Here is a 13025-nt window from a genome sequence, read left to right on the forward strand (position 1 = left end):
GAACCATGTCGCATTTTCGTCTTCTGACCGCCCTGGTCCTGTCCGCTTCCCTGCTCGCCGCTTGCAAGGCCCCGGCTTCGCTGAGTCTCTCGCCGGGCCTGGGTCTCTCGGCCCCTGCCGCCCAGGGCAGCGGGGCCACGATTCAGCGTGACCCGCGCGTGCTCTCGGGTGTCATCGAGTTTCCGGTGGCGCGCACGACTCAGGCGTCCGCCGCGGAGGTGATCAACGCGGCGAGCCTCCAGCTCATCGACGTCGCCACGGGCATGACAATCACCACCGGCGTCACCGGCAACACCGGGGCGGCCGCCCAGAACTTCAGCCTCTCGCTGCCCGTCACCTACACCCCGACCCCCGGCCAGGTCTTCACGATCCAGGCGGTCAAGGGATTGGGCAGCAACGGCCTCGGCAACACGGCGGTTCGCCTGCGCACCTACCTCCAGTGGACCAACGCGGGCTGGACCAGCACGACGGGCTCCTCGACCATCGCCCTGACGGCGATGACCACGGCGCTATGTCTGCTGAGCCAGATCGACCCCGCCAACGTGACGCCCGCCTCCACCATCGGGAAGGTCGCTTACGCGGGGGGCGTCAGCACCTACTCGGGGCCTGTCACGGGCCACACCGCCCCCGAGGTCAACAACCTCACCGCTTCGGTTACCGCGGCGCTCGGCGGGGACGTGGACCCGGTTGCCACCATCACCCGGATCCAGCCGGTGGTCACCGGTCTCTCCTCGGTGCGAGGAGCGACGGGCGAGCTGGTCGCGGTCTTCGGGGACGGCTTCAGCCCCGTCTCGGGGGCTGCCACCGTCAGCTTCAACGGGGCGCCCGCCGGGACCTTCATGGCGCGCGGCCGCACGACGCTCTACGTCCTGGTCCCCGACGGGGCGACCACCGGCAACGTGACGGTCACGACCGTCAACGGCACGAGCAACGGCTTCCCCTTCACGGTCATCAACCCGGGCTACACCGTCAACACGGCGGTCATCACGGGGCTCAACCGCTCGGTGCTCCGGGTGGGCGACAGCCTGACCATCACCGGCCGCAATTTCGACCCGGTGCCGGCCAACAATCTCGTGACCCTGAATGCGCTGAACCTGCCCGTGACGGGCGGCAGCGCCACCCACCTGACCCTGACCGTTCCCCCTGGCGCTGCCAGCGGGCCGGTCAAGATCACCAACTCGAACGGCGTGAGCGGCGCCCATTACCTGGGGATCATCTCTTCGGGGCCCAAGTCGCTGGTCGAGACCTTCACCGATGCGGCGACCCGGGATGCCAGCACGACCCTGACCTGGTCGAACACCAAGACCCTCGACATGCCGGACGTGGTGAGGTGGCGCCAGGAAGGGATGGATTTCGCCGCCCAGTCGGGCACCAGCTTCGTCAACACCTTCTCGGGGACCTACCCCAAGGGCGGCGGAGTCGGCCTGGTGCGTTCGGTGAATAGCAACAACTTCGTCGAGATGGAGACCCACCGCAACGCGGCGCTGACCGCTTACCAGTCCCTCGCGACCAACGGGGAGGTGTTGCTCGCGCTGGACACTGGCGGCACCCTTCGCCTGTACAAGAACAAGGAAGGTAGCCAGCTCAACCAGGAGTACCAGGTCAATGACCTCGGCTTGCCGTTCGTCAGCGAAGCCCGTGCAAACGAAACCGCGGGCCTCGCGGGCTTCCCGGGCAGCAATATCTTCTACTACCTGCCGACCGGGATCGCTTCGACCGACAAGCTCTACACGCTGGTGCTCACGAACTACGGCATCACTCGGGGGCCCGTGGTGCAGCTTCCCTTCCTGATCAACAAGTATGCGAGCAATGCCACCTACGGCTTCCGTATCGGGTCCAACGGGACGCGGCTCTTGATCTGGGGCGGGACCGCTCCCTCGCCGACGCCGAACATCACCACGGCGGCCAATATCTACGAGTTCATCGTCAATGGCTTCGCGACACCGACCTACGTCCGCGCCTCCTCGATGGTGAGCTGGGCGCAGCCGGCTGACACCAGAGATTACCAGACGTTCACGGGTGACGATCGCTATTACTACCTGGCGTATCCGAGCACCTACTACTATCACCAGATGGTCGTCCAGTCGGATGCCACTCGCCCGTACACGACCGTCCCGTTCTACATCAATGCCGGCGCCTACGGTTCGGGCAACAACAACGCGTCTGTTTGCTACGACATGAAGAACGACTGCTACTGGGTGTGGCACCCGAGTGCCGGCATGCTCAGCAAGAATGTTTCGTCAGGCGCGGTGTTCAGTAACGCGCGCGGCACGCACCACGTCACATCCCCGTTGATCTCACTGCCTTCCGGGCAGGCTTGGGATACGCTGAGCACGGGGGTTGTGCTTCCCTACCAGAGCGCCATCAAGGTACAGATCCTGAATAGCGCCAACGCGGTGCTCTACACCCTGGCCCCTGAGGACCTCGGCAAGACCGTCAGCGTCAAGGATGCGCTCGCTGCTCACACGGGTCAGATCAAGCTGCGCGCGTACCTGGAGACCGGCGACACCACCAAGTCGCCGTTCCTGATGAACTGGGGGGTGACCTCCGCCTGGAAGGGCGGCACGGCGATCGCCCAGTCCAAGGAGTACGACACGGGCGCCGGCAACGAGGCGGTCCAGTACCTCTCGTACACCATGGATCAGCCGACAGGGGCCCCCTTGGCCAACGTCGAGTTCTCTGACAGCGCCGACAAGGCCAACTGGAGCCCCTGGACCACCCAGGTCCAGACCCTGAGCAAGCGCTACGTGCGCTGGCGGATCGTGATGCCGAGTCAAAACTTCTCGGGCACCCTCGCGACCCGCTTGCAGATCGACTACCAGTACTAGCCGGGACGGGAGGGGGCAGCGATGCCCCCTCCCGCTTCCAGGAGGATTCTATCCATGCGGATCACCTTGCGCCGTCTGATCGCAACAGCCCTCTGTCTCGTCCCTCTCGCCGCCTGTGCAAGCGAGGAGGACGGGATCCTTTTGCTTCCCGGCACCGGGGATAAGCCGGGCGTGATGGGCGAGGTCGGGGGCGAAGAGCCCAGCGACGATCCCACCCCGCCCCGGCGCACGCCCACCCCGGCGCCGACCTCTTCGTTACCCGAGGGCTGGGATCGCAGCCTCACCATGGCCTTGGCGGTGCAGAATCCTTCGGCGATCGGCGTGGACGGCTCGAACAACGTCTACGTCCTCTCCCAGCCGAGCACGCCGGATGTCCAGGGCAAGCCCTACCGCCTCTCGCAGTTTGGCGCCTTCGGGGCCTTCAAGCAGCAGGTCGCCCTGGAATTCTCGTTCCGGCGCATGGCCTTCTCGGGACCTGACGTCCTCTTGGCCGACGGGACGCACCTCATGCGCCTGGATGCGAGCATGAGCGTCATTGCGAGCGAGGTCTACAACCTCGCCACGCGCACCAGCCCCGCCCTGGCGGTGCGGCGCACCAATGCGGGCGAGTGGCTGGCGCTTGCGGGCGACGGCACGATCGCGCTGCGAACTCCGACCAAGAACTACACCCTGAACTTTGCGGCCGGCGAGGCCCCCATCTCGCTCGCCTTCGACCAGACGGCCGGCCTCTGGGCCCTCGGGGGCGATACGCTCGCCTATTACGATCCCATGGATTCCTATGCGCGCACGACCGTCAGTGTTGCGGGGATCGGGGCCCTCAAGGACCTGGCGCCCAGCGAGGTGCAGAGTGAGGGGTTCTGCTGGGTGCTGGGCAGCGCGGGCCTCGCACGCTATGCCCTCGGCTTCGATGGCGAGCGCATCACCGTCGCGCGCGCGGCTGCTCCTTACGCCACGGCGGGCGATCGCCTCTTCGTCCGAAAGGGCGGCAACGCCCCGATCGTCGTCAACGACACGACGGGCGTCATCCAGTGGCTCGATACTGCGGGCAGCCCGCTCGCCGGCAGCGGCGGCCTCTCGTCGGCGACCATGCCGGGCGGCATCGCGGGCGCGGCGGTGGACTCGACCGCCAACCTCTGGGTGGCGGGCAAGAGCAACCACCTGGTCGGACACACGCGGACGCGTTGAGGAACGGGCCGTCTGCCCTTTCGCCTCGTGCCGTTTTGGGCGATACTAATAGGGTTTGCTCGCTCTCGAAACGGCGGTTTGCCCTTTGTCCGAACGCTACGATCCTGAAAAGGCCGACTTGATGCTTCGCACCCACCCCCTGCGGGTGCTGCGGCGCCTGTGGTTGCTCCTGCGCATCCTCGCCTCTTTCGCTTTCGTCGCATGGCTCAACCGCCAGCCCTGGGCCTCGCGCGACCCCGAGCTGGTCAAGGCCCGCGAGCACCGCGCGGCCGTGCGTTTCCGTGAAGCGCTGATCGAGCTGGGGCCCACCTTCATCAAGATCGGGCAGTTGCTCGCGACGCGCCCCGACATCCTGCCCCTGACCTACACCAAGGAGCTCGCCGCCCTTCAGGACCGGGTGCCGCCCTTCGACTCGCGCGTCGCCATGGCGATCATCCGCGAGGAGCTGGGGCAGGACGCCCATGCGATCTACGCCTCTTTCGACGAGACGCCCCTTTCGGCGGCCTCCATCGGCCAGGTCCACCGCGCTCGCTTGCACTCGGGCGAAGAAGTGGTGGTCAAGGTCCAGCGCCCGAACCTCAGCGAGGTGATCGCGCTCGATCTGGCCATCCTGCGCCGCCTGGCCCAGTGGGGCACGGGCAAGGACCTGACGCGCTTCGGCATCCCGGTCGCCAAGGACATGCCCTACGTCGCGATCGCCGACCGACTCGCCAATAGCCTCTACGAGCAGATTGACTTCGTGCGCGAGGCCGACAACATCGAGGTCTTCCGGCGCAACTTCAAGGACTTCCCCATGGTCACGGCCCCCAAGCCGTACCGGGACTACACCACCACGCGGGTGCTCACCGAGGAGTACATCGAGGGCTTCAAGTTCGACGACTACGAGGGCATCAAGGGCGCGGGCCTGGACTACGTCGAGGTGGCGAACCTCGGGGTGCGCGCCTTCATCAAGCAGGTGCTCGAGGACGGCTTCTTCCACGCCGACACCCACCCGGGCAACATCCTGATCCGGCCCTCGGGCGAGGTGGTCTACATCGACTTCGGGATGGTGGACACCTTGCCCGAAGAGAGCCAGCACATCCTGGTGGACCTGTTCATCCACCTGGTCCACCTGGACTTCGACGGCTTCATCACCGACCTCGTCAAGCTGGACTTCCTGCCCGAGAACGTCGATCGCGCGCGGGTGCTGCCCATCGTCGAGGACGTCTACGTCACCCAGATGGGGCTGACGGGCAAGACCTACAGCCTCAAGGAGATCCTCGACCGGGTCAGCGAGGTCATGTACGACTATCCCTTCTTCCTGCCCGAGCGCTTCGCCTTCCTCATGCGCTCGGTGGGTAGCATGGAGGGGGTGGTGCTCGAACACGAGCCTGCCTACAAGTTCCTCAACGTGGGCCTGCCCTTTGCCGGCAAGCTGATGCTCAACCCAGAGAAGCGTTTCTTGCGCGACAAGCTCTTCGCGGACCTGATGCAGGGCGATCGCCTCCGCCTGGACCGGCTGCTCGAGCTCTTCGAGTTCGCGGCCAAGGAGCCCACCTTCCGGGTCGGCGAGCTCGCGCCCATGGCCGTCTCCTACCTGCTTTCGGCCGAGGCGCGCGCCCACCGCAACGCGCTCACGGTCTCGGTGCTCTCTCCCGAGATGATGGCCGAGGACAGCGTGCTCGAACGCATCGTTGTCCGCCTCGCCTCGGACCCCAGCCTGTCGCCGAGCGACGTCTTGATGCCCTTCTTCGCCTTCCTCCAGACCCACGACGGACTGGATTGGCTGGAGGTCGTCGTGCCGCGCGTGCGTCACGTCTCGCTCGAAGCGGGCCCGGCGCGCCACGTGCTGGCCATGCTCGCCGAGCTGCGCGCCCACCCGGATGCCTCGCGCCTGATCGGGGCGGCGTTTGCCGCCTGCAAGGTCATGCTCTCGGACCGGGCGCTGAGCCTCCAGCCGGTGGTCGATTGGCTCGCCACCGCCTTCGAGACCGAGGCGGGGCGCGCCCTGATCCTCGAAGGGGTGGCGTTCTTCGAGACCCTGACCCCGACCCAGCGCGACGAGCTCACCTTCATCGCGACCCTCGCGCTCGATCACCCGGAGCTGGACCTGTCGATCTTCGTGGGGCAGCTCGCGGCCTTCCTCACCACCCCCGACGCCGCCCCGGTGCGGGCGCTCGGTTTCGATTGGTTCGCGAGCGGCAGGGCCGACCAGGCCATGGCCCAGCTCTTGCAGCGATCGCTCTTCGACCGGGCCATGCGCGGCGAGCTCGTCGCTTCGCTGCTGCCCACCCTGCGATACCTCAGCTCGCCCGAGGCGGGTGACACGCGCCTGCAGATCATTTCGAGCGCCTGGCGCCGCCTGACCTCCTTCTTGCCGTCCGTTCCCCTACGCCCTTCTACCTCAGGAGAAGCTTGAACCTATGCCCCTCGATCTCGACATCAGCCAGCTGCGCCTCTTGAGCGAAGCCTACCTCGCGACCCTTCCGCCCGTCGAGGAGGACGCCCTCGAAGTCATGCCCCCCATCCTCCAGCGCCTGTTCGATCAGGCCCAGGACCAGATCGGCAATAACGCCTACCGCCTCGACCTCGGCGCCGAGGATGCCGGTATCCTCCGGGATGCCCTTCATTCGCAGCTCGAATTCGCCGCCGACGAAGGGGATATCTTCGCTCTGGGCGAGCTGCCCGGCATCATCGCCCAGCTGGAGCGCGTTGCAAGTACCTAAGCGGGGTATGAGGTAACCAAGAGCGCCTGGCAAGCCCGTTTGGGCGCTTCTATAACGACGTAGTAGACAAGGACCCCGGCATGATCGATGTGAAGTTCACGATTGGCGAAGAGACCCAGACCTTCTCGGTGGAGCCCGGGGTCAATCTGCTGGCGTCGGCCATCGAGGCGGGAGTCCCCATCGAGTACGTGTGCAAGTCTGGCCGGTGCTGCACGTGCAAGGTCAAGGTCCTGGCCGGGGAGAAGAACCTCAGCGCCCCTAATCACAACGAGACCTTCCGCCTAGGCCGGGACAAGATCAAGCGGAACTGGCGTCTCGCCTGCCAATCCACCGTCAACGGGCCCATCGAGGTCGTGCACAACGTCTTCCTCAGGACGGGGCAGCCATAGAAGAAGCCCCCTGCGCCATTGCAAGGGGCTTGAGAGCGAGACCGAAAGGTCTTGCGCACGCAGCCGGACCAATTGGCGATGCGCCATTGAATCGCGATGGCTTGACTGCACGGTAGGATTATTTTACTTACGTTACGAATGTTTGTAAAGCTTTGCGACTTGCTTGTTCGGTAATAACTATCGGCAGAGTGCTCACATAGGCGTATAATGTGCCCAGGACGGCTCTACAGGAGGAGCGGCACCGCTGAGTGCCGCCAAACAACAGAGAAAGGGGGGACAGGCACATGAGTTTCGCAAATCCGCTCGGCGAGTTCTTGCGCAGTTTCCGACAGGCGCGTGGCTTGACGGCCATGGACGTGGCCCAGCGCTGTCAGATCCCCGTCTCGGTCGTCCTGGACATCGAGCACGGTGACAAGCCCGATGCCGACACCATGCGGACCCTTTCCGAGGGGCTCGCGATCCCCCTGGTCGATCTGCACCGCGTGGCGCAGGGCGAAAAGGTCGAGCTTCCCGCCCCCACCATGCTGCCGGCGGTGCCCGAGACCGTGCCGGCCGCCGTCATGCCCCCGGTCCACGACCCCTTCGACGAGATCGAGCGATCGCCGACCATCCTCGAGGCGGTCCGGGGCCTCAGCCCCGCCCAGATCGAGAAGGTCATGGACTACATCCAGATGCTCAAACTGGCCGAGCTCGGCCGGAAGCGATCGCTCTCCACCTAGCGCGGTGCGCGTTTTCAGAAAATAGACCGCCCTCTGATGAGAGGGCGGTCTATTTTCTGGGAATATAAACTATGGCTCGGTTGTATTTTGTGTGAGGTGGCCATGAACATCAACGTGAAGTGGGGCGATACCCTGAGCGGCCTGGCGGCGAAGTTCGGGACTTCGGTCCAGAAGCTCGCCAAGGACAACGGCATCACCGATCCCAACCAGATCCTCGCCGGTGCCAACCTCAAGCTCGGCGGCGACCGCGCCAAGGCCAATGGGGCCGAGCGCTTCAACTCGTACCGTGGCGAAGGGGCGTCGGGTGCCGGGGGCATCTCGCCGCTGCCGGAAGGCTACAAGCCGCCCGTCTCGGCCGAGGAGATCGCAAGCAAGCTCGGCGTGCCCCTGGAGAATGTCCAGCAGTACTGGCCCCACATCGCCAAGGCCATGGAGGATGCGGGGATCAACGAGCCCGAGGCCATGGTGGCGATGCTCGCCACGGTCAAGGTCGAGACCGGCAGCTTCCAGCCCATCTCCGAGTACGCGAGCGGCCATGCTTACGAAGGTCGCTCGGACCTGGGCAACACCGAGCCCGGCGATGGTGCGCGCTTCAAGGGGCGCGGCTTCATCCAGCTGACTGGTCGTGCCAATTACCGCGAGTACGGCAAGAAGCTCGGCATCGACCTTGAGAGCAACCCGGACCTCGCGCTGGATCCGGCGGTCTCGGCCAAGATCCTGGTGCAGTACTTCCAGGACCGGAACATCCCCGAGAAGGCGGTGGCCGGCGACTGGCAGGGCGTGCGCCGGGCCGTGAACGGCGGCCTCAACGGCTGGAACGTCTTCAGCGACGCGGTCAGCGACCTCTCGCGCCTCGCCTGATTTTTCAATCCTTCGATGCGAAACGGCGGCCAAGACTTGGCCGCCGTTTCGTGCGTTTGGATCAGGCTTGGAGCGTCCTGCTGAGGCGGGCGATGCCTTCGGCGAGCACCTCGGGAGGGCTCACCCAGGAAAGGCGCAGCCAGCCTTCCGCCCCGAAGGCCTTGCCGGGCGTGAGCACCACGTTGGCACGATCCAGGAGGGTATAGGCCGTCTGGATCGAGTCCGCCGCGTAGGGTTCGGGCAGGCGGATCAGGCAGTAGAAGGCCCCTTCCGGTGCGACGAAGTCCAGGCCGCTCTCCGTCAGGTGTCGGATGAGCGACTCGCGCAGGGCCGCGTAGTGGGCCCGGTGAACGCCGAGCCCACCGGGCGTGCGGAAGACCTCGCCCGCCACGACCTGCGAGAAGGTGCTCGCCGCCGTGGTGACGAACTGGTGGACCTTGATGATCGCGGGCATGACGGCGCTGGGGGCCAGGAGCCAGCCCAGGCGCAGGCCGGTGAGGGCGTTGCTCTTGGAGAGGCTGTTGGCGACCAGGGCGTAGGGGTAGAACTGGGCGATGGAGGCGGGCGGCTCGGGGGTGTAGTAGAGCTCGCGGTAGACCTCGTCCGAGAGGACCCACACAGGGGCGCCGGGTCGGTTCGAGAGGCCCTGGGCGAGGGCGCGCAGCTCGTGCTCGGGCCAGATCCGGCCGGTGGGGTTGCAGGGCGAGCTGAGGACGATCATGCGGGTCTTGGGGCCCAGCGCCGCAAGGACCGTCTCGGCCGAGGGGGCGAAGCCCGTTTCGCTATCGAGCGTGACGGTCCGGCTCGCGATGCCTTCCATCTGGCAGAGCTTGGGATAGAGCGGGTAGCCCGGCTCGACCACGAGCACCTCGTCCTCAGCGGGATCGAGCAGCGCCTTGATGGCGAGGTAGAGGGCCTCCTGGGAGCCGTTGGTGATGCAGACGTTTGATGCCTGGTCGTAGTTCGGATAGGCGTAGTGTTGCGCGATTGCCTCGCGCAGCCAGCCGAAGCCCGCGTTCGGGGTATAGGGACAGCCGTTCTCGGCGACCCAGCGGGTCGCGGCCTCGAACAGGGCAGGATCGGGGCGCAGGGTGGGCTCGCCGAGGCCGAAGTCGAGGGAGTCGGGGCGCTTCTTGGCGTTCAGCTCGCGGATGAGGGACGGGGCGATCTGGGCGAGGACGGGGTTCATGCGCCGAAGAGCTCCTTGAAGGCCTTGAGGTTGGTTTCGAGCATGGCAACGGGCACCGACTCGTTGGCCTGGTGGGCCTGGGCCGTCTCGCCGGGGCCGAAGTTGACCGCGGGGATGCCGCGCGAGGTGAGCTGGGCCACGTCGGTCCAGGCCTGCTTGGCTTCGACTTCGAGGTCCTGGGCGCGCCGCCAGGCGTCGAGCAAGGGGTGGTCGAGGCAGACGGCGCCCGAGGGGGCCACGTCGATGATTTTGACCTCGCCCTCGCCCTGGACCAGGGCTTCGAGCTCGTTGATGGCTTGTTCGCTCGACTTGCCGGGGGCAAAGCGGTAGTTGACGTTGAGGGTGAAGGCGTCGGGGATGACGTTGCGGCTGTTGGCGGTGCTCGCCATGGTCGCGTTCATCACCTCGTAGAAGGTCAGATCGCCGTAGCGGACCTCCTTGCGGCCCAGGTCCCGGAGGCGATGCAGGTAGCCGGTGGCCTTGTAGATGGCGTTCTCACCCTGCCAGGGGCGGGCGCTGTGGGCGCGCTTGCCCCGGAAGGTGACCTCGGCGTGCAGGCCTCCGACGCAGCCCGCCTGGATGCGGTTGTCGGTGGGCTCCAGGCAGAAGGCCAGGTCGATGCCCTTGGGGATGGCGCCCGCCTCGAACAGGGGCGGCAGGCCGCTGTCCGCGATGGGGCCTTCTTCCTTGTCGTAGAAGACGAAGACCGGATTGGCGCGGGTCATGCCGGGCGAGAGGCGCAGGAGTTCGAGCATGACGGCAAGGCCGCCCTTCATGTCGCTTGCGCCGCAGCCGTAGACGCGATCGCGGTCCAGCCGCAAGGGCTGATCTGCCGCCGGCTTGACCGTATCAGTGTGACCGAAGAGGGCGATGGTGGGGAGCCCCGGCTTGGCAGGCGGGGTGATGACCACGGCGTTCCCCACCACCCGGATGCAGGACTGAGGCACCCACTGGCTCGCAGTACCCGCGATGTAGCGGGTGATTTCCCCTTCGTCGCCCGTCACGCTCGGGATGCGGCAGAGTTGGAGGGTCATTTCAGCCAGCGTCATGGACATTCTATTCCTATTAAATCCCCGCCCCCGGAGGGGCGGGGAAGTGAATCCGATTCCTTAGACCGCGACGTTGAAGGTACGTAGCACGTCGTTCAGAGACGTCTTCTTGTCGGTCGATTCCTTCCGCTGCCCGATGATGAGCGCGCAGGGCACGCCGAAGGTCCCCGCCGGGTATTCCTTGGGCATGGTGCCGGGAATGACGACCGAGCGCGCCGGCACGCGACCCTTGATGATTACGGGCTCGGGCCCGGTCACGTCCACAATGGGCGTGCTCGCGGTGATGACGACGTTCGCGCCGAGCACCGCTTCTTCCTCGACCACGACGCCCTCGACCACGATGCAACGCGAGCCGATGAAGGCGCCGTCCTCGATGATGACGGGCGAAGCCTGCGGGGGCTCGAGCACGCCGCCGATGCCGACGCCGCCCGAGAGGTGGACGTTCTTGCCGATCTGGGCGCACGAGCCCACCGTGGCCCAGGTATCGACCATGGAGCCAGCGCCCACGTAGGCGCCGATGTTCACGTAGCCGGGCATCAAGATGCAGCCGGGCTCGAGGAAGGAGCCGTAGCGGGCGACACCCGGGGGCACCACGCGCACGCCGGTCTTGGCCAGGTCGCGCTTGGTAGGAATCTTGTCGAGGAACTGAAGGCTGCCTGCGTCCATCTCACGGACGGGCTGGCTTGCCATGTAAAGGAGAATGGCTTCCTTGACCCAGGCGTTGGTGATCCACTGGCCGTTCACCTTCTCGGCGACGCGAAGCTCGCCTCGGTCGAGGCGGGCGATGACGTCGAGAACGGCATCTTTAACGTCCTGGCGCTCAAGTAGGGAGCGGTCGGCAAAGGCTTTGGAGATGAGGTGAGAAAGGTCGCTGGTAAGCATGGTTGGTAGATCCTCTATCAAATCGTTATGCATTTATTATAGCTCAGCCTGTGCTATAGACGCCATTGGGAAAGAGTTGGGCGAGGATGCGCTATGGTCAATTAATGACTTGAGTAGTCTAATTGTTTTTATATGATTATTGATGACATATATTTGCTAGAGCTAATAGTTGTTTTGATGAGAGGAATCCATTCTTTTCTAGGAATTTTTCACATGATTTAATAAAGGAGCTATTTGGCTCGATAATATACGCTGATCTTATGATGTATTGATAAACTCCTTCGTTTATGCTGGCTTCAATTAGTTTTGGTGAAGCAAGGTATAGCTTATGTAAGAGTTTTGCGGTTGCGTTTGCATCGCTATCTGCATTGTGTGCATTATGTTCTATTTCATAATAAGATGTTAGAGTTGATAACTTGCAGTTTGGTATGAGTTTTCGACTTTGCAGGACTATTTTTGAAATTATGCAAGTATCAATGTATTTTTCTGTTCTTACGAGTGTTTCAATGTGATTTTCTTCCAGTTTTCTTAAAAATTGAAGGTCAAATGCAATATTATGGCCAACTATGATGGAAGGTTCGATATTTAATTTGCTAAACTGAATTAATGCGCGAAAAACATCGGAGCTTTTGGGGGCGTTGTTCAATTCATTAAGGGTTTTTCCTTGAATTTTTAGTGCTTCAGGATCGATTCTTTCTGGGTATATTGGCTTAATTTGAGAGTTAAATTCCGCATATTTTTCAAATTTTTGGTTTAAAAATACAGCGGATACTTGACATGCTTCGTGAAATGAAGGGTCAAGCCCGGTTGTTTCAAAATCTAATACTAAATAGTTCATTTTTTACTTAGTTAGTAGTAGTACTGAAATATTTCAGCTGCATCTAGGTATAGCTCTTCATTTATGTCGTATGCAGTTTCAAGTATATTTTCGTGCCGTGGGGATTCAGAAATTCCATGTAGGCAGGAGAGCTCTCGAATAAATTGATCTTTGTTGTTCATTAATTCTCGATCTGCTCCGTAAAGAGAGAAACGTCTTATGTCTGATACTGCTTGTATAGGCAACTGATGTTTTACTTTTACACCATTAAAATGAAATACAGCCAACGATTGTTCTGTTGCCTCATTAGGCAAATTTATTAGAGTCAAATGGGCAGACTTTCCAGAAGATTTCAATAACTGTGCGGTTGCCTGAGCTGCAACAGGCCCTAAATATATAAG

12 protein-coding genes are annotated in these 13025 nt (G+C 63.2%); 7 read left to right on the plus strand and 5 right to left on the minus strand.

Going from position 1 to position 13025, the window contains the following annotated elements:
• Positions 1-5: 5 nt before the first annotated feature.
• From J7643_17285 to J7643_17315, 7 genes are all read left to right on the plus strand, one after another.
• Positions 6-2828, plus strand: a complete 2823-nt coding sequence (locus tag J7643_17285; GenBank protein ID MBO9542347.1) for an IPT/TIG domain-containing protein — start codon at positions 6-8, stop codon at positions 2826-2828.
• 54 nt (positions 2829-2882) lie between these two features.
• Positions 2883-4013, plus strand: coding sequence for a hypothetical protein (locus tag J7643_17290; GenBank protein ID MBO9542348.1), 1131 nt, complete (start codon positions 2883-2885; stop codon positions 4011-4013).
• 121 nt (positions 4014-4134) lie between these two features.
• Complete coding sequence (locus J7643_17295) at positions 4135-6411, plus strand: AarF/ABC1/UbiB kinase family protein (GenBank protein MBO9542349.1); 2277 nt, start codon at positions 4135-4137, stop codon at positions 6409-6411.
• 4 nt (positions 6412-6415) lie between these two features.
• Entirely contained in the window at positions 6416-6718 is a 303-nt protein-coding gene (locus tag J7643_17300; GenBank protein MBO9542350.1) for a hypothetical protein, read from the plus strand.
• A gap of 80 nt (positions 6719-6798) precedes the next feature.
• The gene (locus J7643_17305; GenBank protein ID MBO9542351.1) at positions 6799-7107 is read left to right on the plus strand and encodes a (2Fe-2S)-binding protein; all 309 of its coding nucleotides are present in this window, start codon (positions 6799-6801) and stop codon (positions 7105-7107) included.
• 284 nt (positions 7108-7391) lie between these two features.
• Positions 7392-7826 (plus strand): helix-turn-helix transcriptional regulator, encoded by a 435-nt coding sequence (locus tag J7643_17310; protein ID MBO9542352.1) that lies wholly within the window; start codon positions 7392-7394, stop codon positions 7824-7826.
• 102 nt (positions 7827-7928) lie between these two features.
• Entirely contained in the window at positions 7929-8687 is a 759-nt protein-coding gene (locus J7643_17315) for a LysM peptidoglycan-binding domain-containing protein (GenBank protein ID MBO9542353.1), read from the plus strand.
• Positions 8688-8748: 61 nt separating this feature from the next.
• On the opposite strand, the gene J7643_17320 is transcribed toward J7643_17315, so the two are convergent.
• The 5 genes from J7643_17320 to J7643_17340 all read right to left on the minus strand — a co-directional run.
• Positions 8749-9876, minus strand: a complete 1128-nt coding sequence (locus J7643_17320; protein MBO9542354.1) for a pyridoxal phosphate-dependent aminotransferase — start codon at positions 9874-9876, stop codon at positions 8749-8751.
• Entirely contained in the window at positions 9873-10931 is a 1059-nt protein-coding gene (gene dapE / locus J7643_17325) for a succinyl-diaminopimelate desuccinylase (protein MBO9542355.1), read from the minus strand. The genes J7643_17320 and dapE overlap by 4 nt, the downstream gene beginning before the upstream one ends.
• Positions 10932-10985: 54 nt before the next feature.
• Complete coding sequence (locus J7643_17330; protein MBO9542356.1) at positions 10986-11807, minus strand: 2,3,4,5-tetrahydropyridine-2,6-dicarboxylate N-succinyltransferase; 822 nt, start codon at positions 11805-11807, stop codon at positions 10986-10988.
• Positions 11808-11943: 136 nt separating this feature from the next.
• The gene (locus J7643_17335) at positions 11944-12645 is read right to left on the minus strand and encodes a 3'-5' exonuclease (protein MBO9542357.1); all 702 of its coding nucleotides are present in this window, start codon (positions 12643-12645) and stop codon (positions 11944-11946) included.
• A gap of 11 nt (positions 12646-12656) precedes the next feature.
• The coding region (locus tag J7643_17340; protein ID MBO9542358.1) for a hypothetical protein at positions 12657-13025 on the minus strand (369 nt) is incomplete at its 5' end.

It is taken from the genome of bacterium (assembly GCA_017744355.1).
Classification (GTDB): Bacteria; Cyanobacteriota; Sericytochromatia; order S15B-MN24; family UBA4093; genus JAGIBK01.

Bases quoted from the DNA above. Each gene is read 5' to 3' on its own strand.
- J7643_17285 (MBO9542347.1), top strand. From the start codon at position 6: ATGTCGCATTTTCGTCTTCTGACCGCCCTGGTCCTGTCCGCTTCCCTG.
- J7643_17290 (MBO9542348.1), top strand. From the start codon at position 2,883: ATGCGGATCACCTTGCGCCGTCTGATCGCAACAGCCCTCTGTCTCGTC.
- J7643_17295 (MBO9542349.1), top strand. From the start codon at position 4,135: ATGCTTCGCACCCACCCCCTGCGGGTGCTGCGGCGCCTGTGGTTGCTC.
- J7643_17300 (MBO9542350.1), top strand. From the start codon at position 6,416: ATGCCCCTCGATCTCGACATCAGCCAGCTGCGCCTCTTGAGCGAAGCC.
- J7643_17305 (MBO9542351.1), top strand. From the start codon at position 6,799: ATGATCGATGTGAAGTTCACGATTGGCGAAGAGACCCAGACCTTCTCG.
- J7643_17310 (MBO9542352.1), top strand. From the start codon at position 7,392: ATGAGTTTCGCAAATCCGCTCGGCGAGTTCTTGCGCAGTTTCCGACAG.
- J7643_17315 (MBO9542353.1), top strand. From the start codon at position 7,929: ATGAACATCAACGTGAAGTGGGGCGATACCCTGAGCGGCCTGGCGGCG.
- J7643_17320 (MBO9542354.1), bottom strand. From the start codon at position 9,876: ATGAACCCCGTCCTCGCCCAGATCGCCCCGTCCCTCATCCGCGAGCTG.
- dapE (MBO9542355.1), bottom strand. From the start codon at position 10,931: ATGTCCATGACGCTGGCTGAAATGACCCTCCAACTCTGCCGCATCCCG.
- J7643_17330 (MBO9542356.1), bottom strand. From the start codon at position 11,807: ATGCTTACCAGCGACCTTTCTCACCTCATCTCCAAAGCCTTTGCCGAC.
- J7643_17335 (MBO9542357.1), bottom strand. From the start codon at position 12,645: ATGAACTATTTAGTATTAGATTTTGAAACAACCGGGCTTGACCCTTCA.